The organism is Erythrobacter sp. HL-111 (assembly GCF_900105095.1).
Taxonomy (GTDB): domain Bacteria; phylum Pseudomonadota; class Alphaproteobacteria; order Sphingomonadales; family Sphingomonadaceae; genus Erythrobacter.
The window spans coordinates 3,096,217-3,119,137 of sequence record NZ_LT629743.1; the positions used below are offsets into that span (position 1 = coordinate 3,096,217).

Consider the following 22,921-nt stretch of genomic DNA (forward strand, 5'->3'; position numbering starts at 1 on the left):
AATCGGGACGATCGGGGACCGGACAATCAGGGTGAGCGACAAGGTGATGGTGGTCGAGGCCGAATACGAAGAGATCGGGGATGACGGCGAGGAACTCGCCCTGCCCGCCGACGACAGCCTGCCGTGGCTCGAATCCGACGAGGAGGAAGAGGACGCGGGCGGCATTGACACCGCGCAGGTGATCGGTTTCGCCGCCGTGCTCGTCGCCCTGCTGGTGCTGGTGGTGGGCGGCATCTGGTATTTCACCAACCGGGCGGGGGACGGCGAGTTCGTCGCCGACGGCAGCACGATCGCGGCGCCCGATACCCCGGTGAAGGTGCGGCCCGACGATCCGGGCGGCAAGCAGTTCGAGGGGACCGGCAATGTCGCCCCGGTCGTCGGCGAGGGCGGCACGCGCGAGGGCCGGGTGGCGACGCCGGAGGCCGAGCTGCCGCCGCTGCCCGGGGAATCCGCCGAAGACGCCGCGGCGCCCCGACCGAAGCCCGAAGCGAAGCCCGAACCGGCCGCTCCGCAGGCGCCCGCCGCCGGTGCGGACGGGGTCGCGGTCCAGCTCGCCGCCTATTCGAGCCGCGCCCGCGCCGAACAGGGCTGGAACGAGCTGTCGCGCCGCACCGATGTCCTGTCCGGGCTGCGCTACCGCGTGGTCGAGGGGCGGATCGACATCGGCACGGTCTATCGTCTCCAGGCGCTGGCCGCCGACCGCGCGAGCGCCGACAGGCTGTGCGCCGCGCTCAAGGCCGACGGGCTCGACTGCCAGGTCAAGCCCTGACCCGCAGCCGCGCCGCAGCGCGTCGTTTTCCCCATGGCGGGAGCTGGCCCGGCTTGCGCGGCGGGGCTCCCGGTGCAAGGCTCGAGCCATGATCCCGGCGATTTTCGGATGCTCCGGCCCCCGGCTCACGGCCGATGAGCGCGCCTTCTTCCGCGATGCGGACCCGGCGGGCTACATCCTGTTCGCACGCAACTGCGTCGACCGCGACCAGCTTCGCGCCCTGACCGACGAACTGCGCGCGCTCCACGGGCGCGAACGGCTGCTGATCTCGATCGACCAGGAGGGTGGGCGGGTCGCCCGCCTGCGGCCGCCGCACTGGGGGGACTACCCGGCGGGCGAGGCGTTCGACCGGCTCTACCGGATCGCTCCGGCGAGCGCGATCGAGGCCGCCCGGCTGAGCGCGCGCGCGATGGCGCTCGAACTGTCTGCCATGGGGATCACGGTCGATTATCACCCGCCGCTCGACCTGCGCCGGCCGGGCGCACACGACGTCATCGGCGACCGCGCGCTGGGCGAAGACCCGGTCCAGGTCGCCGCGATCGGCCGCGCGGTGCTCGACGGGCTGGCCCTTGGCGGCGTCGCGGGCTGCATCAAGCACATGCCCGGCCACGGTCGCTCGATGGTCGATTCCCACCGCGAAATGCCGACCATCCGCGCCAGCGCGGAGGAACTGGAGCGCGATCTCGCCCCGTTCCGGGCGCTGGCCGGGACCGCGCGGATCGGCATGACCGGGCACCTGCTGTTCCTCGCCTGGGACGCGCAGAACCCCGCCACCCTCTCGCCCGCGATCATCCGCGACGTGATCCGCGGCGCAATCGGTTTCACCGGGCTGCTGCTGACCGACGACATCGACATGGAAGCGCTGACCGACACGATCCCCGAACGCTCGGCCCGGGCGATCGCGGCGGGCTGCGACGTGGTGCTCAACTGCTGGGCCAGGATGGACGACATGGCCGGCGTCTGCGCGGCGCTGCCGGCGATGGGCGAGGAGGCGCTCGCCCGGCTCGACCGCGCGCTCGCGGAAACCCGCGTCGCCGCCGCCATGGCGCCGGAGCACGCGGAGCTGATCGCGGCGCGCGACGAACTGCTCGCGCTCGCAGGCCACGCGGCATGAGCGGGGAGCTCCCCGGCCTCGAGGACGCGCCCGAACGCGCCGGGCAGGCGCGCCCCGCGGGCTTCATGCTCGCCGGGGAGGCCGCGGGCGCGGCGGAACCGACCGCCGAATGGCCGCAGGACGAGGCCGCGCGGAAGGGGGCGAAGGCGGGGGACGTCCCGCTGATCCTCGAACTCGACGGGTGGGAGGGACCGCTCGACCTGCTGCTCGACCTCGCGCGGCGCCAGAAGGTGGACCTGCGCCAGATCTCGATCCTCGCCCTCGTCGACCAGTATCTCTCCCATATCGAGCGCGCCGGCCAGCTCAGGCTCGAACTCGCGGCGGATTACCTCGTGATGGCGGCGTGGCTCGCCTATCTCAAGTCCGCGCTGCTGCTGCCCAGGGACGAGCAGGAGGACCCGAGCCCCGAGGAACTCGCGCTGCGCCTGCAATTGCGCCTCCAGCGCCTCTCGGCGATGCGGGAGGCGGCTGCGCGGCTGATGGCGCGCGACCGGATCGGGCGCGACATTTTCCTGCGCGGCGCGCCCGAAGGGCTCAGGACCGACCGCAGGACCGTCTGGAAGTGCGACGCCTATGCGCTGATCGCCGCCTATGGCCAGGTCAAGGCCCGCACCGCCCCGCGCATCTACCACGTCGCCAATCGCCCGGTGATGACCCTGGACAGCGCGCTCGAACGGGTTTCGGCGATGCTCGGCGTGACGCTCGAATGGATGGAGATCCGTGACTTTCTGCCGCCCCATGCCGGGCCGGCCCTGCGCCGCTCGGCGCTCGCGTCGAGCTTCGTCGCGGCGCTGGAACTCGCCCGGACGGGCCGCGCGGAACTGGCGCAGGAGGAGGCCTTTGCCCCGCTTCGCATCCGCCGGGTGAAGGACGGCGCCGCGTGAGCGAGGGGGAGGCGGAGGCGGGGGACGGTCCGCCGCCGGCGGGCGAGATCGAGCGCGCGCTCGAGGCGACGCTCTTCGCGGCCGAGGAGCCGATGACGGTGGAACGGTTGGCGGCCCATCTCGGCGGGCTGGAGGCCGGGCTGGTGCGCGAGGGGCTGCGCGCGCTGGCGGCGCATTATGCGGGCCGCGGCGTCCACCTCGTCGAGCGCGGCAGGCGCTGGCATTTCGAGACCGCGCCCGATCTCGCCCACCTGCTGCGGCGCGAACAGGAGCAGGTTCGCCGCCTGAGCCGCGCGGCGACCGAGGTGCTCGCGATCATCGCCTATCACGAGCCGGTCAGCCGGGCCGAGATCGAATCGATTCGCGGCGTCCAGACCAGCGCGGGGACATTGGACGTGCTGATGGAAGCAGGCTGGGTGAAGCTGGCCGGGCGGCGCGAAGTGCCGGGCCGTCCGGTGATCTATGCGACGACGCCCGAATTCCTCGACCATTTCGGCCTCGAATCGCGCCGCGACCTGCCCGGGATCGACGAATTGCGCGCCGCCGGCCTGCTCGATCCCGTCGACGAAGCCTTTGAGGAAGCGATGCAGGCCTTCGGCGGCGGGGGCGGTGAAGACGCGGCGGACGCGGACCCGGCGCAAGACGGGAACGCGTAAGGGCCACGCACCGGCGCGGCTTGGCGGGCGGGCCAAGCGGGTACTGGCACAAGCGGATCATCGCACCTATATGCGCCACTATTGCCCCAGGCGGGCGGAAAGAGAGCATTGCATCATGGGCGGTATCGGCATCTGGCAAATCCTCATCATCGCGCTGGTCGTCCTCGTCCTGTTCGGGCGCGGGCGCATCTCGGAAATGATGGGCGATTTCGGCAAGGGCATTTCGAGCTTCAAGAAGGGCATGAGCGAGGAGGACAGTCCGTCCGACCCCGCCAATGCCAAGCGGATCGAGGCCCCGGCGAACGAAGTCCCGGCGGGCGAGACGCGCACGGGCGAGCCGAGCGAGAAGACCGGCTCCTGACGGGAACCCGTGCCCGCGTGCCGGCCGGACCGGGCGCGGCACCCACGAGCCCGCGATAAGGAGGCGCGCTCAGCTTTCCCATGTTCGACATCGGCGCTGCAGAATTGCTGGTGATCATCATCGTGGCCGTGATCGTGATCGGCCCGAAGGACATGCCGCGCGCGATGCGGACGGCGGGGCGCTGGATCGGCAAGGTCCGCCGCGTTTCGGCCCATTTCCGCACCGGCATCGATGCCATGGTGCGCGAGGCCGAGCTTGAGGACATGGAAAAGAAGTGGAAGGCGCAGAACGAGGAGATCATGCGCCGAACCTCGCTTTCCGCCGAATCGCGCGCCGGTGAGCCGGTCATGACCGGGCCGCCTCCGATCGACGATGGCCGCGAGCGGCCGGCAGCCGACCATCCGACCCACGACGACCCGCCCCCACCGCCGTCCCCGTCTCCGTCTCCGCCGCCCACCGCCGAGGACATCGCCGGATCGGGCGTGCCGGGCGACGGGGCAGGCGCCGGACGGAAGGGCGAATAGGCGCGCCATGGCGTTCCAGATCAAGGACATCGACGAGACTCGCGCCCCGCTGCTCGACCACCTGATCGAGCTGAGGACCCGGCTCGTGCGCTCGGTGATCGCGCTGGTGATCGGCTTTGCGGTGTGCCTCTATTTCGCCGATCCGATCCTCGGCTTCCTCGTGCAGCCGCTCAAGGATGCCTTTCCCGAGGGGGAGGGGCAGTTGATCTTCACCAAGCTGCCCGAGATCTTCTTCGTCGAGCTCAAGGTCGCGCTGTTCGCGGGCTTCATGGTCAGCTTCCCGATCATCGCCAACCAGCTCTGGGCCTTCGTCGCGCCGGGTCTCTATGCGCGCGAGAAGAAGGCCTTCCTGCCCTTCCTGATCGCGACGCCCGTGCTGTTCACGAGCGGCGCGGCGCTGGCCTATTTCGTGGTCATGCCGACGGCGTTTCGCTGGTTCCTCGGCTTCGGCGGCGAGGCCGGAGGGCTGGCGGTGCAGGCGCTGCCGGCGGCGGGCGACTATCTCAGCCTGGTGATGCAGTTCATCCTCGCCTTCGGGGTGACTTTCCTGCTGCCCGTCCTGCTGATGCTGCTGCATCGCGCCGGCATCGTCACCCGTGCGCAGCTCGCAGGGTCGCGGCGCTACGTGATCGTGGGGGTGGTCGCGCTGGCCGCGATCGTGACGCCGCCCGATCCGGGAAGCCAGATCATTCTCGCCATTCCGCTCCTGCTGCTGTTCGAAGGCTCGCTGCTGCTCATGCTGGTGCAGGAACGTGCCATGGGCAAGCGCGGGAAACCCGAGGCCGAGGCGGAAACGCCCGCGGCAGCGACGGCGAGCGGGAGTGTCGAGGGCGAGGCGACGCCCGCCGGACCCGATGCGGGCGGTGCGGGCCGCGATTGATCCGGAACGGCGAGGCACGCGGGGTCTGACGGGCAAGCTGTCTGCCCGGGAAAATTCCTTTCGGCGAGAGCGGCGCGAGTCGCTCGATCCATCCGCCGGGCGCCATCGCAGGTGGTCATCGGGCGCCTGTCCCGGCTGAGCGCGTGCCTCGATGCGAATTGCTTTCGCCCCGCGCTGCCGAACCGGGCGCAGCGGCCCTGCGCCGGGCCGGGCACAAGAAAGGCCGGGCACAAGAAAGGCCGGGCACAAGAAAGGCCGGGCACAAAAAAGGCCCCCGCGAGCGAGGGCCTCTCTTTGATCCTGAAGAGGATGCGACTTACGGGCTGACCGCGTCGTCGTCGTCGCCGTCGGCGGCGATCACGATGCCGCCGATGATGGCAGCGGCAGCGAGAACGGCGAGGATGATGCCCGAACCGCCGGCCACTTCGCTTTCACCCTCGATCGGAGCGATCGAGCGATCGAAGGCGGCTTCCGCGATGGCGGGCGAGGCTGCGAGCGAAACCGCTGCGGTAGCCAGAGCGATATTCCGAAACTTCATCGATTCGTCTCCTGTGAGATCTCGTCTGTACTTTCTCGACGCTTGGCCTACGTCAGAGATAGCTGCTTGACAACCCCGAAATTCTACCTGGGTCCCGCCGGGGTCATCGAATGACGGTTCCTTATCAACATATTGCGTACTGGCGCCCTTCCTGGCACCGGGCACGACCGGGGCGGGGCCATATTATCCGCAAGGCGTGGCACGAAAGCCACTCCTTTGCCGAGGGCACCCGCCCGGCCGGACCGGGAAATCCGCTCCGGCCACAGGGGTAACGAACGAACCGCCCGCACCCTTCGCGCAAGCCTATGCCTGCGCGTGGTGACCAAATGATGAAAGAAAGCACGCGAATCAACCGTATAGGGGGCAATACCCAGGCGCGGTGCAGCAATGCGTGCACTCCGCGCGGCGGGATGAGCCGTGCTTCAGTTTTCGAGCACCAGTTTCCCCCCGACCCAGACCTGCGCGATCCGCGTCTCGCGAATCTCGGACGGCGAAGCGAGCAGCGGGTCCCGATCGACCAGCAGGAAGTCGGCCCGCTCGCCCGGCAGCAGCCGCCCGAAACGGCCCTCGGCAAAACCTGCATGGGCCGCGTCCGCGGTGAACCCGGCGAGCGCCTGTTCGCGGCTCACCGTCTCCTTGGCGCGCCATCCGCCGAAGGGGCGTCCGTTCGCATCGGTCCGGCTGATCGCGACCGCGATCCCGGCGAAGGGGTCGGCCGGCTCGACCGGCGCATCGGACCCGAAGGCGAGCCGCCCGCCCGCCTCCAGGATGCTGCGCCAGGCATAGGCGCCCTCGAGCCGGTCCTCGCCCAGCCGGGCTTCGGCCATCATCATGTCGGAGGTCTGGTGGAGCGGCTGCATCGAGGCGATCGCGCCGTGCCGCCCGAACCGCTCGAGATCGACCGGATCGACGATCTGGGCGTGCTCGATCCGCCAGCGCCGGTCGCCCCTGTAGCTTGCCGAAAGCTCCTCGATCGCCAGCAGCACCTCTTCGTTCGCGGCATCGCCGATCGCGTGGACCGCGGTCTGGAAGCCGTCCATTGCGGCCCGGCTCATCAGGTTCCTGAGCTGCGAGGGCGTGAGCAGCGGCAGGCCATGGGTGTCGGGTTCGTCGGCGTAGGGCTGCTTGAGGTTGGCCCCGCGCGAACCGAGCGCGCCGTCGAGATAGAGCTTCACGCCGGCGAGGCGCAGCCGGTCGTCGTAGAGCCAGGGCGTCGGGGCGGGGCCGGCGATCAGCTCCATCGCCTCGACCCCGCGGGCATAGGCCATGATGCGGATCCGCAGCGTCCCGGCGTCGCCCGCGCGGCGAAAGGTCATCCAGTCGGTCACGCTCGTCCCCATGTCCGCGACCGCGGTGACGCCGTGGCCGAGCAGCACCTGCTGCGCCTGCGCGAAGGCGGTGTCGCGGTCTTCCGGGCGGGGGGCGGGCACGACCTTGCCGACCAGCGGTATCGCGTTGTCCACGAACACGCCGGCAGGCGCGCCGCTTGCATCGCGCACGATCCGCCCGCCTTCGGGATCGGGCGTGTCGGCGGTGATCCCGGCCCGCTCGATGGCCAGGCTGTTGGCCCAGTTGGCGTGGTTGTCCGCGCGTTCGAGCCAGACCGGTCGGTCGGGCACGACGGCGTCGAGCTCGGCGGCGGTGGGAAAGCGCCCGAGCCCCCATTTCTCCTGATTCCAGCCGCGCCCGAGGATCCACGGGCGGCCCGGGTTCTCCTCGGCGAAGCGGCGGATCTCATCGAGCGCTTCCTCGAGCGAACCGGTTTCCGACAGATCGAGCGTCAGGGCGGCAAAGCCGATGTCCATCGCGTGCACATGGGCATCGATCATGCCCGGCAGCATCACCTGGCCCCTGCCGTCGACGGCGTAATCGACCTCGGGACGCTCCTCGCCGCGGGTGACGATATCGGTGATGACGCCCTCGTCGTCGAAGACCAGCCCGGTGAAGCGCACGACCTCGCCCTCCGCTCCGATCGTGACGCCGTCGACATTGTGGACGAGCGTGTCGGCGGCGGCGGGCGCGGCGAGCAGCGCGGCGGCGGCGGTGACGGCGGTGGCAGCGAAAAGCGAGCGGAACATGGTCACCTGGTCGGATTACCCTTGGGGAGGCGCGTGATCAGCGCGCTGGTGTCGTAACGATTGCCGCCGGCGGCCTGCACGTCGGCATAGAACTGGTCAACCAGCGCCGTCACGGGCGCAGCGAGGCCGAGCCGCTTCGCTTCGTCGAGCGCGTAGCCGAGGTCCTTTCGCATCCAGTCGATCGCGAAGCCGAAATCGAAGCGGCCCTCGCACATGGTCTGCCAGCGGTTGTCCATCTGCCAGCTCTGCGCCGCCCCGCCCGAAATCGCCTCGTAGGTCTTTTCGAGGTCGAGCCCGGCCGCCTCGGCCAGCCGCACGGCTTCGCTAAGGCCCGCGAGCACGCCCGCTATGCACATCTGGTTCGCCATCTTGGCGGTCTGTCCCGCGCCGGCGGGGCCGACATGGACGATTGCCTTGCCATAGGACTCCATCACCGGCCGGGCGCGCGCCACGTCGTCGTCCGATCCGCCGCACATCACCGCGAGACTGCCGTTCTCGGCGCCCGCCTGCCCGCCGCTGACCGGCGCATCGACGAAGCCCAGGCCGCGCCCCGCGCACTCCGCGGCGAGCTCGCGCGCCATGGCGGCCGAAGTGGTGGTGTGATCGACCAGCAGCGCCCCTTCGCCGAGCCCGGCCAGCACCCCGTCCTCGCCCAGCGTGACCGCGGCGAGGTCCGCGTCGTTGCCGACGCAGGTGAAGGCGACATCCGCCCCGCGCGCCGCCTCGGCGGGCGTTTCGGCGAAGGCGACGGCAAGGCCTTCGTCCGCCCACGCCGCGCGCCACCGGGCGGCGCGTTCGCGCGAGCGGTTGTAGGCGGTGACGCGGTGTCCGGCGCGCGCGAGGTGGCCGGTCATCGGCCCGCCCATCACGCCGAGCCCGATGAAGGCAAGCTGCAGGGTCTGGTTCATGAACGGGTGACTAGTCGCTCGCCGCGCGCTTGCCAACGCATTGCGCGGACGCCCCTGCGAGGGCGTTTGGGCAAGGAAGCGATTGCCCTCCCTGAGCCCAGGGCCTAGGGATCGCCGGGTCATGACTGCTCAGCTCCTGCCCGATCCCGCGCCCTCTGCGGCGACGCCCGGACCCGAAGCCCTGACCCTTGAATCGGTCCGTGCCGCTGCGCGCGCGATCGACGGCGCGGTGGTGCGGACGCCGATGATGCATTCGATCACGCTGTCGCAGATCACCGGGGCGGACATCTGGCTGAAGTTCGAGAACCTCCAGTTCACCGCCGCCTACAAGGAGCGCGGGGCGCTGAACGCACTGCTGGCGCTGTCCGAGGAACAGCGCGCGCGCGGGGTGATCGCGGCTTCGGCGGGCAACCATTCGCAGGGCCTGTCCTATCACGGTACCCGGTTGGGCGTACCGGTGACGATCGTCATGCCGCGCACCACGCCGACGGTAAAGGTGATGCAGACCGAAAGCGTCGGCGGCAAGGTCGTGCTCGAGGGAGAAACCTATGACGAGGCCTATGCCCGTGCGCGCGAGATCGAGGCCGAGCTCGGCCTCACCTTCATCCATCCCTTCGACGATCCGCTGATCGCCTCGGGTCAGGGGACCGTCGCGCTCGAAATGCTCGAGCAGAAGGATGATTTCGACTGCCTCGTCGTGCCGATCGGCGGGGGCGGGCTGATTTCCGGCGTGGCCACCGTGGCGCGCGCGTTCAATCCGGCGATCGAGATCGTCGGCGTGCAATCGGCGCTGTTCCCGAGCATGTTCGCCCGGATCAAGGGCGAGGAGCACGATTGCGGCGGCGACACCCTGGCCGAGGGGATCGCGGTCAAGAAGCCGGGCGCCTTCACCGCGCAGGTCATCGCCGAGAGGGTCGACGACATCGTGCTGGTCGACGAACCGGCGCTGGAGAAGGCGGTTTCGCTGCTGCTGCAGATCGAGAAGACCGTGGTCGAGGGCGCGGGCGCGGCCGGGCTTGCCGCGGTGATGAGCTATCCCGACCGCTTCCGGGGCAAGTCGGTCGGGCTCGTCCTGTGCGGCGGCAACATCGACACGCGCCTGCTCGCCAATGTCCTGCTGCGCGACCTTGCCCGGCAGGGCCGGCTCGCCCGGTTGCGGGTGACGCTGCAGGACCGGCCCGGCGCGCTGTTCAAGGTGATGCGGCTGTTCGATGCCCACAATGTCAACATCATCGAGATCTACCACCAGCGCATCTTCACCTCGCTCCCGGCGAAGGGCCTCATCACCGACATCGAATGCGAGGCGCGCGATGCGGCGCAGGTCGATCAGCTCGTCTCCGCGCTGAGGGAGGCGGGCTACACCGTGCAGGTCGTCGAGCTGAACTGACCCCGCCGCGACGCCGATCGAGCGCCCGCCAACCCCGCAAGATCCTTGCGCGATCATGGCGCGGATCGATCCGCCATGGTCGGGTTTGTTGCGCCGGGTTGTGCATACTAAGCCATTATTCACCCTGTTTCGTGGTTAAGGGACTTTTACCGGACCCAAGGAGGAGGCATAAGATTGTCTTAACGAAGCCCCGCCGATTCATCCGCAGCACAGGACCCGACGAGACCCGTGACGGCCCCCATCCGCTTTCCCCGTTTCTTCGTGACCAGTCCCGCTCCATGCCCCTACCTGCCGGGCCGGCAGGAGCGGAAGGTGTTCACGGAACTCAAGGGTGCCCATGCGGACCAGCTGAACGAGGCGCTCGGCCGGATCGGGTTCCGGCGCAGCCAGACGGTCGCCTATCGCCCGAGCTGCCTCGACTGCCAGGCCTGCGTTTCGGTGCGGGTCGTGGCGGGCGAATTCCGGCCCTCGAACACGCAGAAACGGGATATCAAGCGCAATTCGGATCTCGTCGCGACCGAATGCCGGCCCTGGGCGACCGACGAACAGTTCGACCTGCTCGCGCGCTATCTCGGCGTGCGCCATCCGGACGGCGGGATGTCGCAGATGGACGAGCTCGACTATGCCGACATGGTCGAACACACGCCCGTCACCACCAATGTCGTCGAATATCGCGAACCCGATTCGAACGGCGAACCCGGCGCGCTCGTCGGGGCCTGCCTGACAGACCGTCAGGGCGACGGGCTGTCGATGATCTATTCCTTCTACGATCCCGCGCACCCGACCCGCGCCGGGCTCGGCAATTACATCATTCTCGACCACATCCGCCGCGCGGCCGAACAGGGCCTGCCCTATGTCTATCTCGGCTACTGGGTCGAAGGCTCCCCGCGGATGCAGTACAAGGTCCGCTACCGCCCGCTCGAACGCCTCACGCGGGAAGGCTGGCAGGTGATGGACGCGGACGAACAGGGTCGCCTGATCGCCGCGGCGACCGCGCCGCGCAAGACGGGCAAGGACGATGTCGCCGCCGGGCGGGGCAAGGATGGCCAGCCGCTGCGCTTTCCCTCGCCGGAGTGATGCGGGAACGGGCGCCCTCGCGCCCTCGGCGGGTTCACGGGTCGGCCCGGATCGTGCCGCTGAACGATAGCCGGCCTCTAAACGGCAGGGCGATGAACGGCGGGGACGCGCTTAACGCCTCGCCCGCTCGCACCGACCCATGACCCTCGGGCGCTGCGCCGCCGCGCTCACGACAGGTAAAGCGCCGCCTCTGCGGCCCGCCGTCTCACCAGTCCCCGGATCACGCGGCCGCCCGCCTTGTTCCAGCGTGCGAATTCGCGCGCGGCGCCTTCATGGTCGCCCGCGCGATGCCTGCGCGTCAGGGTCGCCCTGGCAATCGCGCCGGTGTTGTAGTGGAAGCTGACCAGCGCATCGAACTGGCGTTGGGACGTGGGCGCGCTGCCGATGGCCGCCGCGACCTCGGCGCCGTACCGCTCGAGATCGGCTTCGAGCCGGGCGTCGCACTGGGCCTGCGTCCACAGTGTGCCGGGGCCGATGCGTCCGCCGTGGACATGATCGTGCCCCGTCGCGCCCCAGCCGATCGTCCACGGCTCGCCCCCGGTGCCAGGGTCCGGATAGGCTTCGACGAGCTTGTCGGGCCGGAGCCGCGCGCAGCCCTCGAACCGCTTGATGAGGGCAATGCCTTCCGGTCCGACCCGGAGCACAGGCCGGTCCGCCCCGGCCAGGCCGCCGCCGATCGCCCCGTCAATGTCATTGTCGAGCTTGTCGACCTCGCTTTGACGCAGGCCCCGCCCGATCATCTTGCGGATGGTGTCGAAGATCGGCTTGCGGGGGCAGGGGCGGGGATCGGGACCGGTCATGAGGGGGCTCCTTCGCTTGTCTGTCAGCAAGGGCCGCGGAATTAGGCACGGGAGGACCGAGTAGGAAAATGAAAAGCGGACCCGCTCCCCGCGCGTCACGGGATGTCCCGCACGGGCCGCAGGACGCCTGCGCCGCCCCGTCCGCCGTCAGGGCGTGACGATGCCGAAGCCGTCCGGCATCGGATCGAGCGCATCGAGCAGCGCCGCGAGGGCCGCCTCGTCCCCCTCGACCGACAGCCCCGCTGCCTTCATCCGGTCCAGCGGAAGCTTAAGGAACAGCAGCCCGAGCATGAGCTGGCGCGGCCCGGTCACGGTCACGTCGGGCGCGGTGCGATCATCCTCCATCCGCGCGATCAGCACGCTCTCGTTCGCTTCGACGAGCGCGCTTTCGCCGCGATCGACGAGATCGAGGCGCACCGTGACCCTGTCCCGTCCGAGCCGGTCCGGATCATAGCGCGTCGCCGCGGAATCGAGCAGCAGGCCGGTCGGCACGGCGGCGATCAGGTCCTTGCTCTGGGCGCTGAAACTTTCGGCCGGGCCGTTCCGCAGTTCGCTCGCCGCGGCGAGGAACTGGTTGCGCCAGATCGCGCTTTCCGACTGGTAGCCCTGCTGTTCGTAACTGTCCGCGAGCAGCTCCTTCGCCGCCGCGTTGCCCGGTTCGGCGAAGACGAGCTGCTGGAGAAGGTCCGACGACCAGCGGTAATCGCCCTGCGCCATCGCGCCCTCGGCGAGCGCGATCACCCTTTCCGCCCCGCCCAGCGCGGCGACCATGCGGCGCGCGCGCTCGACCGGCGGGTGGGCGTGGAGATTGGCCGGCACCGCGTCGTACCAGCCGAGGTAGTGCTGGTAGATCGCCATCGAATTGTGGGCGTAGGTCCCGTAATAGCCGTGGTTCGCCCATTCGTCCGCAAGCTGCGGGGGCAGGAACACCTGCTCCGCGATCTCGGCCATGGTCGCGCCGCGGTTCATCCGGCGCACGGTCTGATCGTGCAGGTAGCGGTAGTTGTCGCGGTGCGCGGCCAGCCAGGCGGTCCCCGCCTCGCGCCCGAATTGCGGCCAGCAATGGCTCGAAAGGACCACGTCGCTCCTCGGCGCGTAGTCGGTCACCGCCTCGTCGAGGAAGGCCGCCCATGCCCGCGCGTCGCGCACCTTGGCCCCTCTGGGCGTGAGGATGTTGTGCATGGTGCAGGTCGCGATCTCGGCGGCGAGGAAGGCGCGCTGCGGCACGACATAGACGTTGAGTTCGGACGGCGCCTCGCTGCCCGAAACGATCTGGAATTCGAGCTCGACCCCGTCGACCATGCGTCGTTCGCCGGTCGCGCGGACGATGTCGGTCGGCTCGATCAGGGTGATGGTCCCGCGCGAAACCGCCATGCCGATCCCGCTGCCCATCTGCCCCGTCTTGCCAGGGCCGAGCCCCGCGCCGAACTGGTAGGCGGCGCGGCGCTGCATCGCGCCCCCGGCAAGAACGGTTTCCGAAGCGGCCTCTTCCATGAAATGCTCCGGCGCGATCACCTCCACCCGGCCCGCCGCCACGTCCTCGGCGCTGGCGACCCCGCGCACGCCGCCGAAATGGTCGGCATGGCTGTGGCTGTAGATTACCGCGCTGACCGGGCGTTCGCCGAGCGTGGCGTTGACGAGCTCGAGCGCGGCGGCGGCGACCTCCTTCGTCGTCAGCGGATCGATCAGGATCCAGCCGGCTTGCCCGCGGATCACGGTCATGTTGGAAAGATCGAAGCCGCGCACCTGCCAGATGCCGTCCGTCACCTCGAACAGCCCGTGGTGCCTGAGGTAGCGCATGTGGCGCCACAGGCTGGGGTGGACGGTCGGCGGGGCCTCGCCCTCGACGAAGGCATAGGCATCGAGGTTCCAGACCGGCTGGCCGCTCGCATCGCGGATCACCGGGTCCGCGCGGGTCGCGAGAAAGCCGCGCCGGGCGAAGTCCGCATCCCGCGTGCCGTCGGGCGGAAGCGAAGCTGCCGATTCGCGCTGGGCGGCGATGGTCGCGGGGGAGGCGGGCTTCGGCCCCTCCTGCGCCGCGACCGACGATGCGAAGACGCTTGCGGCGAGCGCCGCGCTGACAATGCCTGCCTTCATGTCCCTCTCCCCTTTTGATGAGACGATAGGCGAGGGCGGGCGCGCAAGGCAATCCACGAAAAAGGCCGCCCGGAATGCCTCCGGGCGGCCCTTCGCGCGCGATGCGTCGCCGGTCAGGCGCTGTAATACATGTCGAATTCGACCGGGCTCGGAGTGGTTTCCCAGCGCAGCTGCTCTTCCCACTTGAGTTCGGCGTAGGCCTCGATCTGGTCGGTCGAGAACACGCCGCCCTTGAGGAGGAATTCGTGGTCCGCCTCGAGCGCCTCGAGCGCCTCGCGCAGGGACCCGCACACGGTCGGCACCTCGGCCAGTTCGGCGGGCGGCAGGTCGTAGAGGTTCTTGTCCATCGCCTCGCCCGGGTGGATCTTGTTCTCGATCCCGTCGAGCCCCGCCATCAGCAGCGCCGAGAAGGCGAGGTAGGGATTGCAGATCGCATCGGGGAAGCGGAACTCGACCCGCTTGGCCTTCTCGCCCGCGCCGTAGGGAATGCGGCAGGAGGCCGAGCGGTTGCGCGCCGAATAGGCGAGCAGGACCGGCGCCTCGAAGCCGGGGACGAGCCGCTTGTAGCTGTTGGTGGTGGCGTTGGTGAAGGCGTTGACTGCCTTGGCGTGCTTGATGACGCCGCCGATGAAGTGGAGGCAGGTTTCCGACAGGCCGGCATATTCATTGCCCGCGAAGGTCGGCGCGCCGTCCTTCCAGATCGACATGTGGGTGTGCATGCCCGAACCATTGTCCGCCTTGATCGGCTTGGGCATGAAGGTCGCGGTCTTGCCGTAGGCATGGGCGACCTGCTGCACGACATACTTGTAGACCTGCACCTGGTCGGCGGTCCTGGTGAGCGTCGAGAAGGTGATGCCGAGCTCGTGCTGGGCGGCGGCGACCTCGTGATGGTGCTTGTCCATGTTGAGGCCCATTTCCATCATCGTCGCGACCATTTCGCCGCGGATATCGACCGCGCTGTCGACCGGGGCGACCGGGAAATAGCCGCCCTTGGCGCGCGGGCGGTGGGCCATGTTGCCGGATTCGTATTCCTTGCCCGTGTTGGTCGGCAGTTCGATGTCGTCGATCGCGTAGCCCGAGCCGGCATAGCCGTCCTCGAAGCGGACATCGTCGAACATGAAGAATTCGGGTTCCGGCCCGACGAACACCGTGTCGCCGATGCCGGAGGCCTTCAGGTAGGCCTCGGCGCGCTTGGCGGTCGAACGCGGATCGCGCTCATAGTCCTGCCCGTCGGACGGTTCCACGATGTCGCAGAAGATCGCGAGCATCGGGGTCGCCGAGAAGGGATCGGTGTAGACCGCGTCCATGTCGGGACGCAGGATCATGTCGCTTTCGTTGATGACCTTCCAGCCTTCAATCGAGGAGCCGTCGAACATCAGCCCGTCCTCGAGCGCGTCCTCATCCATCGCGCTCGCCGCCATGGTCAGGTGCTGCCACTTGCCCTTGGGATCGGTGAAGCGCAGGTCGACCCATTCGATTTCCTCGTCCTTGATCCGTTTGAGGATGTCATTCACGCTTGCCATAGTGTCACTGCCTCCACTGTTCGTTACTGGTGATTGGAGAGGTGCCAGCCTGCCCGGCGGGCGGGGTTGTGTTCATTCCGTCGGCCCTGCCGCCCTTGCATCGCGCTTCAGATCGCGTCGTCGTCGGTCTCCCCGGTCCGGATGCGAAGGGCGGATTCGATCGTGCTGACGAAGATCTTGCCGTCACCGATGCGCCCGGTCTTGGCGGCCGCCGCGATCGCTTCGACCACGCGCGCCGCCTGGTCGTCGGCGACGACCACCTCGAGCTTTTTCTTGGGCAGGAAATCGACGACATATTCGGCGCCGCGATAGAGTTCGGTATGCCCCTTCTGCCGGCCGAAGCCCTGGACTTCCGTGACGGTGATGCCCGACACGCCGATTTCGTGCAGCGCCTCCTTCACCTCGTCGAGCTTGAAAGGCTTGATGATCGCCTCGATCTTTTTCACGTCGTCCCCTGTCGCTCGCGGCCCGATTTCCGACCCAAGCGATAGCGCAAGGAATCGTTTGGTGTGCCCAAGGAATTAGCAAGATTGTGACGCGCGGCGCAACAGGACTCGTGACCTTCCCGAAGGCTGCCCAGATTTTGGGCAGCGCCCTCGCTCACAGGCGCAACCCCGCGGTTTCGGGGAGGCCGCACATCAGGTTGAGATTCTGGATCGCCGCGCCGGATGCGCCCTTGCCGAGGTTGTCGAGCCGGGCGATCAGGCGGGCCTGATTGCTATCGGGACCGCCATCGAACACGGCGAGTTCCATCCCGTCCCACGGCAGGGCGTCGCGCCGCAGCAGGATCTCTCCGGGCAGGTCGGGCGATTGGCGGACCGTCACGACCTCGCTTGCCGCGTAGTGGGTTGCAAGTTCGCTCTCGAACATCGGCGCTGAATTGCGCTCGCTCAGCAGCGTGGCGGGGAGCGGCACATCGACCACCATGCCGCGATGGGCGGGAACAACGGCCGGCGAGAAAACCGGAGCATGGGTAAGCCCGGCATAGGCCCGCATTTCGGGCAGGTGCTTGTGCCCCAGCGCCAGGCCATAGGCGCGAAAGGCGACGGCGGGATCGGCCTCGAACCGTTCGATCAGCGCATTGCCACCACCCGAATAGCCGCTCACCGCGTTGACGGTGTAGGGCCAGTCGGCAGGCAGCATCCCGGCACGCACCAGCGGCGCGAGCAGAGCAAGAAACCCGGTGGGATAGCACCCCGGATTGCTCACGAAGCGGGCGTTCGCGATCGCCTCGCGCCCGACGATCTCGGGAAAGCCGTAGATCCATCCCTCGGCGACGCGGTGCGCGCTCGAGGCGTCGATGATGCGGGTGTCCGCCCCTTCGGCCAGCTTCACCGCCTCCTTCGCCGCCTCGTCCGGGAGGCACAGGATCGCGATGTCGGCGGCGTGGAGCGCGTCGCGGCGTGCGCCGTCGTCCTTGCGCCGTGCGTCATCCAGCACGATCAGCTCGAATTCGGCGCGGTCCTTCAGCCGGTCGCGGATCTCGAGCCCGGTCGTGCCCGCCGCACCGTCGATGAAGACCCGCACGCTCACGCCTCCGCGACCTCGCGCGCGCGGCAATAGCCGCTGGGCCCCGCCGGACCGACACAGCCCCAGACCCATTCGCCCGCCCGGTCGAGCACTTCGAAGCGCGTGCCCGCCGGGAGGCGGTGCAGCACCTCGCTGTCCTCGCGCGGGTGGAGCCGCAGATCGGCACCCGCCGGACCGATCGCGGCGACCTCAGGGATCACGTAATGCGCGGCGAGATGCTGTCCCGCGAGCGCGATGTGGGCCAGGTCGCCGCGCAGCGGGAGCGTGCCGGGCTCGGGCCGGGCGACCGGGCCGCGCAGGCCGATCACCCCGTCTGGCACGTCATAGGCCGTCTCGTCCGTCACGCTGTCGGCTGCCGTGCCGTCCATTCCTGTGTCGCTCTTCCTCGCTCGCCGGGGGTCCGGGTGAAGCCGCGCGCTTAGCCGCAAGGTACGCCGCGGGCAAGCAAGCCGCCGGGGATTACCCGCCGTAGCGTTTCCGGAGCGCGTGCCAGCTCGCCCTCAGGCCATAGGCCCCGCCGCCCTTGGCGCGGCCGGGCTTGGCCGCCGGCCGCCAGGCGAAGGTGTCGAAATGCACCCAGTCCAGCCCTTCGCCGACGAAACGGTCGAGGAAGAGGCCCGCGACGCTCGCCCCGGCGAAGGCGTTCTGGTGGGCGTTGGCGAGGTCGGCGATGTCGCTCGCCAGCCATTCGCGGTAGGAATCGGGCAGCGGCAGGCGCCAGGGCGCATCGTCGTTCGCCTTGCCCGCTTCGAGGAAGGCCTCCGCCGTCGCGTCGCGCCGGGCCATCATCGCGGCGAAATCGGGGCCGAGCGCGACGCGCGCCGCGCCGGTCAGCGTCGCGAAATCGACGATCAGGTCGGGCTTCTCCTCGCTCGCGCGGGTCAGGGCATCGCCGAGGATCAGCCGGCCTTCGGCATCGGTGTTGTGGATTTCCACCGTCAGCCCCTTGCGGCTCGCCAGCACGTCGCCGGGGCGGAAGGCGGAACCGGAGATCGCGTTCTCGACCGCCGGGATGAGGAGGTGGAGCCGCACCTTCAGACCCGCTCCCATGACGAGGCCCGCCAGCGCCAGCGCATGGGCCGCGCCGCCCATGTCCTTCTTCATCAGGCGCATCCCCGAGGCGGGCTTGATGTCGAGGCCGCCCGAATCGAAGCACACCCCCTTGCCGACGATGGCGAGGACCGGGTCGTTTTCGTCCCCCCAGTCGAGATGCATCAGGCGCGGTGCGTGATGGCGCGCGGCGGCGCGGCCGACCGCGTGGATCATCGGGTATTCCTGTTCGAGCGTGTCGCCGCGCACCACCTTGAGGTTCGCTCCGTAGGCCTTCGCCAGCGCTTCGCATTCCGCCTCGAGCGCGGCCGGCCCCATGTCCTCGGCCGGCGTGTTGACGAGGTCGCGGACCTTCATTTCGGCTTCGGCCTCCGCCCGCAGGGCCTCCGCCCGCGCGATCTCGGTGGTGAGCAGCACGCGCGGGCCGGTCGGCCTTTCCTCGGCGCGGTAGCGGGTGAAGCGGTATTGCGCGGTCATCCAGCCGAACATCGCGGCGCCCGGCTCGCGCCCTTCGAGGCGATAGGTCCCCTCGGGCAGCGCCTCGGCGAGTGCGGCCATGCACCAGCTCAAAAGGCTGTCGGGGCCGGCGACCCCGCCGACCGCGAAGAAAGTGTCGCCATCGGGCACGATCCCGACCTGGCCGCCGCTCCCGTCGAATTTCTGCGCTGCGAGGGCCGCCCGCTGGCCGGCGGAAAGCGAGCGCGCGAAATCGTCGAAGCCGTCCTTGTTGACGAGGTGGATGGCGATCGCGTCCTGGCCGCGATCGGGCTGGATCAGGTCCTTGGTATCGGTCATATTGCAAGCCTACTTAACCGCGCTTCGGCGCATGTCACGTCGCAATTCGGTCCGAAAGGGAGACGGGTGATGCGTCCGGTCTGGTTTGCGGGAACGTGTCTTGCGCTCGCCGCCTGTTCCTCGCCCGAGGATGTCGCCGAAGCGGTGGCCGGCGAAAGCGGCAAAATCCGCCCCGTCGCGGCGGGCGAGAACCCGCGTCCCGTCGATTTCGAGGACAACGAGGAACGCGGCGGCGGGACGCGCGACTTCTCCTATGCCTGGCCCGCAGAGGTGTCCGCCATTCCCCCGCTCGCCGAACTGCTGACGCGCCGTCGCGAGGCCGCGCTTGCGGAGCAGAAGGCGGAATGGGAGGAGGCGCTCGCCGAATTCGCGGGCGAGGATTGTGCCGCGTGCAAGGCGCGCGGGTTCCTCAAGGGCTGGGAGGTCGTCGCCGACACCCCGCGCTTTCTCTCGCTCCAGGGCGAGGCGAGCCTGTTCAGCGGCGGCGCGCACGGCAATCTCGCCTTCGATGCGCTGGTGTGGGACCGCGAGGCGGGCGCGGCGCTCGACGCGATGGAGCTGTTCACCTCGCCCGAAGCGCTCGCCGAAGCGGTGCGCGCGCCCTATTGCCTTGCGCTTCTCGCGCAGCAGAACGAGCGGCGCGGCGAAGGATCGACCGAACCTGCCGATCCCTTCGCCGACTGCCCGGCCCTCGATGAACTGGTGATCGCCCCGGCGAGCGTCGGGGGCGGGGCGTTCGACACGCTCCACCTGCTCGCCGCGCCCTATGTCGCCGGCCCCTATGCCGAGGGGCCCTACACGGTCCGGCTGCCGGTCACCGAGGCGGTGCGCGCCGCGGCAAGGCCCGAATACCGCGCCGCCTTCGCCGCGCCCTGACGACCGGGCGCGGGGACTCGCAAGTGACGCCTGCCCTCGCTATGTAGGACCAATGACCGAATACCAGCTCGTCGACAGCACCGACACCGTCTACCGCGACGGCACGATCAAGCTCCACACCGAGGAAGGTTTCGAAGGGATGCGCCGGGCCGGGAGGCTCGCCGCGACCATCCTCGACGAGATCGCCGACTACGTCGAACCGGGCGTCACGACCGAAAGCCTCGACACGCGCATCCGCGAAATGATGCTCGATGCGGGCGCGGTTCCGGCGACGCTCGGCTATCGCGGCTACACGCATTCGTCCTGCATCTCGATCAACCACGTGATCTGCCACGGCATCCCGGGCGACAAGGTGCTGAAGGAAGGCGACATCCTCAACATCGACGTGACGCCGCTGCTCGACGGCTGGCACGGCGACACCAGCCGGATGTTCTATGCGGGCGAACCGGCGATCAAGGCGAAGCGGCTGGTCGATGTCACCTATGAATGCCTGATGCTCGGGATCGAGGCGGCCTCGAAACCGGGCGCCCGGCTCGGCGATATCGGCGCCGCGATCGAGGCCCACGCCCGGCAGTTCCGCTACGGCGTGGTGCGCGAATTCTGCGGGCACGGCCTCGGCCGCCTGTTCCACGACGCGCCCGAAGTCGTCCATGCGGCGAAGGCCGGGACGGGGCCGGAGCTGAAGCCCGGAATGTTCTTCACGATCGAGCCGATGATCAATCTGGGCAAGCCCTGGGCCAAGGTGCTTGGCGACGGCTGGACGGCGGTGACGCGCGACAAGTCGCTCTCCGCGCAGTTCGAACATTCCCTCGCGATCACCGAGGACGGGGTGGAGATTTTCACGAAGAGCCCGACCGGAAGGGACAAGCCGCCTTATTCTTGAGAGGTGCGAGCGAGTCCTTAGCGTGTCTACTCTCTCAGCCGCTTTTTACACAATGTCGGGCATAGACTGATCGCTCTTTCCGATGTTGCAGGCCTCGCAAAGAATCTGGAGGTTATCCAGCTCGGTTTCGCCACCCTTGCTCCACGGGACGATATGGTCGACGTGGAGCTTCGCGCCGCTTGCCACGTCCGCCCCGCACAGTTGGCAACGCGCCCCATCTCTCATCAAAACCAAGGCTCTGAGCCTCCAGTTGATATTTCGGGTCGTCCTCTTTCCTTGTCGTTGTGTTCGTTCGATCGTTTCCGGGCCGGCGATCTCCGCACCATTCGCCCACTCGACGAAACAATCTAGCCCGGATTATTCACCGGCAGTGGTCTGACGGGTTGGCGGGAGTGGCGTAAGCATTTGCATTGTTGTAGGAATGTGGTTGCTTAAGCCAGACCTGCAACGGGGCAAAATATGCCACAGACCACACCCGCCGGATGCGATGATAGCGCGTCCGTATTTTCGTTTCCAGCAGTGCGCGGCAAGAAGGTCACAGCTGCGTTTGACGGCGGCAGGCTGACCTCGGATGGCGGGGTCCTGGTGCTGGCTCAGGCCGAGCGCATGATGGGGCTCTGCCAGCGGCTTGCGGCGTGTATTGCCGATCCGCGCGATCCTGCTCGGGTGGTTCATCGGCTTGAAGATATCCTGCGCGCGCGGATGTTCGCGATCGCCTGCGGCTATGAGGATGCCGATGATCTCGACGCTCTGCGCGATGATCCGGGCTTCCGCCTTGCGCTGGGCAAGCTGCCGGGATCGGGTGCGGGGTTGGCCAGCCAACCGACGATGAGCCGCTGGGAGAATGCGCCGAGCACGCGCGAGCTGGCAAAGATGCTGGGGATCATGATCGACATCTACTGCGCCAGCTACCCCACTCCGCCGGCGGCGGTGACGCTGGATATCGATGACACCTGCGACGTCGTGCACGGCTATCAGCAACTCTCCTTCTGGAACGGACATCATGGGGAGCGCTGCTTCCTGCCGATCCATGTCTACGACACGGCAACGGGCCGGCCGGTGGCGATGCTGCTGCGCACGGGCAAGACGCCTTCTGGCAAGGAGGCGGCAGGGCATATCCGGCGTCTGGTGCGCCATCTTCGCCGCCACTGGCCTGATACCCACATCACCATCCGCGGTGACGGGCATTATGGACGGCCCGAGGTCATGGCCTTCTGCGAGGCGGCCCATGTCGATTACGTGTTCGGTCTGCCGACCAACGCCGCGCTGCGCGCTGATCCGGTTATCGTCACTGCCGCCGATGCCTGCGCGGTCCGCCGCGCCGAGTGCCAACTCCCGGTCCTGCGCAGCTATGCCGAGACCCGCTACGGCGCGAAGAGCTGGAACCGCCAGCGCCGCGTCGTCGCCAGGATCGAGGCCAGCACGCTGGGAATGGATATCCGCTACGTCGTCACATCGCTCACCGAAAGCTCGGCCGAGCACATCTATGACACGCTCTACTGCGCGCGCGGGCAGGCCGAGAACCTGATCAAGCTGCACAAGACCCAGCTGGCCAGTGACCGCACCTCGTGCCGGTCGGCGAACGCCAACCAGATGCGCCTGATCCTGCACACCGCTGCCTACTGGCTGCTGTGGCGCGTTCAGCAGGCGATCCCAAAGACCACCGCTCTGGCAAAAGCCGAGTTTACGACCCTGCGCCTGCGGCTGCTCAAGGTTGCTGCCCGCGTCATGGAAAGCGCCACCCGAATCCGCGTAGCGTTCGCCTCTGCGTGCCCCGATGCCGATCTGATGCGTGCCATCGTTCTCGCGCTCAAGCCTGCGCCGACGTAGCGGGCGCGGCAGTGCCGCAGAAACCCCGAGCCAAGTCCTTCAACCAGAAAAGCCCATCGATCACAGCGCGGTGAAACAGACGCCAGCGGTGCCGCACGCCCGCTCTACGCCGCCGCACGCAGCAGTGGCGTCAAGCTCGCGCCGAGAGGCGCCCAACCGCATCGCCGTGAATAAGAGAGGCTAGGGCCTTCCTCCAGCCGCCGAACCGGTTCGCATATGTTCCTGCTGAGTAGGTAGACAGGGGGCCATCAATGTCCGTATATTTGGGTTGTCTGCCAAGCTTCAGCCAGACGTTGACTAGATTTTCGAATAATTCGTTCTCAGGGATGTTTAGATTTCGTGAGCGCTCTAGGCTCAGGAC

The 22,921-nt window shown here is 68.6% G+C and carries 24 protein-coding genes; 12 read left to right on the plus strand and 12 right to left on the minus strand.

Translation table 11 applies throughout. The features are described from left to right. The first annotated feature begins 31 nt into the window (after nucleotides 1-31). From BLU08_RS14545 to tatC, 7 genes are all read left to right on the plus strand, one after another. Nucleotides 32-769 carry an SPOR domain-containing protein gene (locus BLU08_RS14545; protein ID WP_233996010.1) on the plus strand — a complete coding sequence of 246 codons (738 nt, stop codon included), beginning with the start codon at nucleotides 32-34 and terminating at the stop codon, nucleotides 767-769. An 88-nt stretch (nucleotides 770-857) separates the two neighbouring features. Next, nucleotides 858-1,883: a beta-N-acetylhexosaminidase gene (gene nagZ / locus BLU08_RS14550; RefSeq protein WP_090200636.1), complete on the plus strand. Its 1,026-nt coding sequence runs from the start codon at nucleotides 858-860 to the stop codon at nucleotides 1,881-1,883. 65 nt (nucleotides 1,884-1,948) lie between these two features. Beyond that, complete coding sequence (locus BLU08_RS14555) at nucleotides 1,949-2,767, plus strand: ScpA family protein (protein ID WP_090201488.1); 819 nt, start codon at nucleotides 1,949-1,951, stop codon at nucleotides 2,765-2,767. 92 nt (nucleotides 2,768-2,859) lie between these two features. Then, nucleotides 2,860-3,423, plus strand: a complete 564-nt coding sequence (scpB, locus tag BLU08_RS14560; protein WP_090201490.1) for an SMC-Scp complex subunit ScpB — start codon at nucleotides 2,860-2,862, stop codon at nucleotides 3,421-3,423. 115 nt (nucleotides 3,424-3,538) lie between these two features. Continuing rightward, entirely contained in the window at nucleotides 3,539-3,784 is a 246-nt protein-coding gene (locus BLU08_RS14565) for a twin-arginine translocase TatA/TatE family subunit (protein WP_090200637.1), read from the plus strand. A gap of 80 nt (nucleotides 3,785-3,864) precedes the next feature. Then, complete coding sequence (gene tatB / locus BLU08_RS14570; protein ID WP_090200641.1) at nucleotides 3,865-4,308, plus strand: Sec-independent protein translocase protein TatB; 444 nt, start codon at nucleotides 3,865-3,867, stop codon at nucleotides 4,306-4,308. 7 nt (nucleotides 4,309-4,315) lie between these two features. Beyond that, entirely contained in the window at nucleotides 4,316-5,188 is an 873-nt protein-coding gene (gene tatC, locus BLU08_RS14575) for a twin-arginine translocase subunit TatC (protein WP_090200643.1), read from the plus strand. 316 nt (nucleotides 5,189-5,504) lie between these two features. Here tatC and BLU08_RS14580 read toward each other — a convergent pair whose 3' ends face one another. From BLU08_RS14580 to BLU08_RS14590, 3 genes are all read right to left on the minus strand, one after another. Then, on the minus strand, nucleotides 5,505-5,726 hold the full coding sequence (locus BLU08_RS14580; protein ID WP_090200646.1) for a hypothetical protein: 222 nt from the start codon (nucleotides 5,724-5,726) through the stop codon (nucleotides 5,505-5,507). A gap of 422 nt (nucleotides 5,727-6,148) precedes the next feature. Beyond that, complete coding sequence (locus tag BLU08_RS14585; protein WP_090200648.1) at nucleotides 6,149-7,804, minus strand: amidohydrolase; 1,656 nt, start codon at nucleotides 7,802-7,804, stop codon at nucleotides 6,149-6,151. Nucleotides 7,805-7,806: 2 nt separating this feature from the next. Beyond that, the gene (locus tag BLU08_RS14590; RefSeq protein WP_090200651.1) at nucleotides 7,807-8,712 is read right to left on the minus strand and encodes an NAD(P)-dependent oxidoreductase; all 906 of its coding nucleotides are present in this window, start codon (nucleotides 8,710-8,712) and stop codon (nucleotides 7,807-7,809) included. A gap of 121 nt (nucleotides 8,713-8,833) precedes the next feature. On the opposite strand from BLU08_RS14590, the gene BLU08_RS14595 reads away from it, so the two are divergent. Continuing rightward, on the plus strand, nucleotides 8,834-10,099 hold the full coding sequence (locus BLU08_RS14595) for a threonine ammonia-lyase (RefSeq protein WP_090200654.1): 1,266 nt from the start codon (nucleotides 8,834-8,836) through the stop codon (nucleotides 10,097-10,099). Between the two features lie 228 nt (nucleotides 10,100-10,327). After that, nucleotides 10,328-11,176, plus strand: coding sequence for an arginyltransferase (locus BLU08_RS14600; protein WP_090200656.1), 849 nt, complete (start codon nucleotides 10,328-10,330; stop codon nucleotides 11,174-11,176). A gap of 167 nt (nucleotides 11,177-11,343) precedes the next feature. On the opposite strand, the gene BLU08_RS14605 is transcribed toward BLU08_RS14600, so the two are convergent. From BLU08_RS14605 to BLU08_RS14635, 7 genes are all read right to left on the minus strand, one after another. Then, nucleotides 11,344-11,976 (minus strand): lysozyme, encoded by a 633-nt coding sequence (locus tag BLU08_RS14605; protein WP_090200658.1) that lies wholly within the window; start codon nucleotides 11,974-11,976, stop codon nucleotides 11,344-11,346. Nucleotides 11,977-12,123: 147 nt separating this feature from the next. Beyond that, nucleotides 12,124-14,073, minus strand: coding sequence for an alkyl/aryl-sulfatase (locus BLU08_RS14610; RefSeq protein ID WP_090200660.1), 1,950 nt, complete (start codon nucleotides 14,071-14,073; stop codon nucleotides 12,124-12,126). A gap of 113 nt (nucleotides 14,074-14,186) precedes the next feature. Continuing rightward, complete coding sequence (glnA, locus tag BLU08_RS14615) at nucleotides 14,187-15,596, minus strand: type I glutamate--ammonia ligase (protein WP_090200662.1); 1,410 nt, start codon at nucleotides 15,594-15,596, stop codon at nucleotides 14,187-14,189. Between the two features lie 107 nt (nucleotides 15,597-15,703). Beyond that, a complete protein-coding gene (locus BLU08_RS14620) occupies nucleotides 15,704-16,042 on the minus strand; it encodes a P-II family nitrogen regulator (protein ID WP_090200665.1) in 339 nt (112 codons plus the stop codon). 154 nt (nucleotides 16,043-16,196) lie between these two features. Next, a complete protein-coding gene (gene argC / locus BLU08_RS14625; protein WP_090200668.1) occupies nucleotides 16,197-17,129 on the minus strand; it encodes an N-acetyl-gamma-glutamyl-phosphate reductase in 933 nt (310 codons plus the stop codon). Further along, nucleotides 17,126-17,494, minus strand: a complete 369-nt coding sequence (locus tag BLU08_RS14630; RefSeq protein ID WP_090200671.1) for an SH3 domain-containing protein — start codon at nucleotides 17,492-17,494, stop codon at nucleotides 17,126-17,128. Before BLU08_RS14630 ends, argC begins: the two co-directional genes overlap by 4 nt. Nucleotides 17,495-17,585: 91 nt before the next feature. After that, complete coding sequence (locus BLU08_RS14635; protein ID WP_090200673.1) at nucleotides 17,586-18,971, minus strand: M17 family metallopeptidase; 1,386 nt, start codon at nucleotides 18,969-18,971, stop codon at nucleotides 17,586-17,588. 69 nt (nucleotides 18,972-19,040) lie between these two features. Here BLU08_RS14635 and BLU08_RS14640 point away from each other — a divergent pair, with 69 nt between their 5' ends. After that, the gene (locus BLU08_RS14640) at nucleotides 19,041-19,847 is read left to right on the plus strand and encodes a hypothetical protein (RefSeq protein ID WP_090200676.1); all 807 of its coding nucleotides are present in this window, start codon (nucleotides 19,041-19,043) and stop codon (nucleotides 19,845-19,847) included. 52 nt (nucleotides 19,848-19,899) lie between these two features. Continuing rightward, entirely contained in the window at nucleotides 19,900-20,730 is an 831-nt protein-coding gene (map, locus tag BLU08_RS14645) for a type I methionyl aminopeptidase (RefSeq protein ID WP_090200679.1), read from the plus strand. Nucleotides 20,731-20,775: 45 nt separating this feature from the next. Here map and BLU08_RS15670 read toward each other — a convergent pair whose 3' ends face one another. Continuing rightward, nucleotides 20,776-20,955 carry an HNH endonuclease gene (locus tag BLU08_RS15670; protein ID WP_090200682.1) on the minus strand — a complete coding sequence of 60 codons (180 nt, stop codon included), beginning with the start codon at nucleotides 20,953-20,955 and terminating at the stop codon, nucleotides 20,776-20,778. A gap of 234 nt (nucleotides 20,956-21,189) precedes the next feature. Here BLU08_RS15670 and BLU08_RS14655 point away from each other — a divergent pair, with 234 nt between their 5' ends. Beyond that, complete coding sequence (locus BLU08_RS14655) at nucleotides 21,190-22,560, plus strand: IS1380 family transposase (protein WP_090193782.1); 1,371 nt, start codon at nucleotides 21,190-21,192, stop codon at nucleotides 22,558-22,560. Between the two features lie 130 nt (nucleotides 22,561-22,690). Here BLU08_RS14655 and BLU08_RS15675 read toward each other — a convergent pair whose 3' ends face one another. Beyond that, the gene (locus BLU08_RS15675) at nucleotides 22,691-22,918 is read right to left on the minus strand and encodes a homing endonuclease associated repeat-containing protein (RefSeq protein ID WP_369816845.1); all 228 of its coding nucleotides are present in this window, start codon (nucleotides 22,916-22,918) and stop codon (nucleotides 22,691-22,693) included. Between the last annotated feature and the right edge of the window lie 3 nt (nucleotides 22,919-22,921).

Coding starts and splice junctions, on each gene's coding strand:
- nagZ (WP_090200636.1), top strand. CDS start 858: ATGATCCCGGCGATTTTCGGATGCTCCGGCCCCCGGCTCACGGCCGAT.
- BLU08_RS14555 (WP_090201488.1), top strand. CDS start 1,949: ATGCTCGCCGGGGAGGCCGCGGGCGCGGCGGAACCGACCGCCGAATGG.
- scpB (WP_090201490.1), top strand. CDS start 2,860: ATGACGGTGGAACGGTTGGCGGCCCATCTCGGCGGGCTGGAGGCCGGG.
- BLU08_RS14565 (WP_090200637.1), top strand. CDS start 3,539: ATGGGCGGTATCGGCATCTGGCAAATCCTCATCATCGCGCTGGTCGTC.
- tatB (WP_090200641.1), top strand. CDS start 3,865: ATGTTCGACATCGGCGCTGCAGAATTGCTGGTGATCATCATCGTGGCC.
- tatC (WP_090200643.1), top strand. CDS start 4,316: ATGGCGTTCCAGATCAAGGACATCGACGAGACTCGCGCCCCGCTGCTC.
- BLU08_RS14580 (WP_090200646.1), bottom strand. CDS start 5,726: ATGAAGTTTCGGAATATCGCTCTGGCTACCGCAGCGGTTTCGCTCGCA.
- BLU08_RS14585 (WP_090200648.1), bottom strand. CDS start 7,804: ATGTTCCGCTCGCTTTTCGCTGCCACCGCCGTCACCGCCGCCGCCGCG.
- BLU08_RS14590 (WP_090200651.1), bottom strand. CDS start 8,712: ATGAACCAGACCCTGCAGCTTGCCTTCATCGGGCTCGGCGTGATGGGC.
- BLU08_RS14595 (WP_090200654.1), top strand. CDS start 8,834: ATGACTGCTCAGCTCCTGCCCGATCCCGCGCCCTCTGCGGCGACGCCC.
- BLU08_RS14605 (WP_090200658.1), bottom strand. CDS start 11,976: ATGACCGGTCCCGATCCCCGCCCCTGCCCCCGCAAGCCGATCTTCGAC.
- BLU08_RS14610 (WP_090200660.1), bottom strand. CDS start 14,073: ATGAAGGCAGGCATTGTCAGCGCGGCGCTCGCCGCAAGCGTCTTCGCA.
- glnA (WP_090200662.1), bottom strand. CDS start 15,596: ATGGCAAGCGTGAATGACATCCTCAAACGGATCAAGGACGAGGAAATC.
- BLU08_RS14630 (WP_090200671.1), bottom strand. CDS start 17,494: ATGGACGGCACGGCAGCCGACAGCGTGACGGACGAGACGGCCTATGAC.
- BLU08_RS14635 (WP_090200673.1), bottom strand. CDS start 18,971: ATGACCGATACCAAGGACCTGATCCAGCCCGATCGCGGCCAGGACGCG.
- BLU08_RS14640 (WP_090200676.1), top strand. CDS start 19,041: ATGCGTCCGGTCTGGTTTGCGGGAACGTGTCTTGCGCTCGCCGCCTGT.
- map (WP_090200679.1), top strand. CDS start 19,900: ATGACCGAATACCAGCTCGTCGACAGCACCGACACCGTCTACCGCGAC.
- BLU08_RS15670 (WP_090200682.1), bottom strand. CDS start 20,955: ATGAGAGATGGGGCGCGTTGCCAACTGTGCGGGGCGGACGTGGCAAGC.
- BLU08_RS14655 (WP_090193782.1), top strand. CDS start 21,190: ATGCCACAGACCACACCCGCCGGATGCGATGATAGCGCGTCCGTATTT.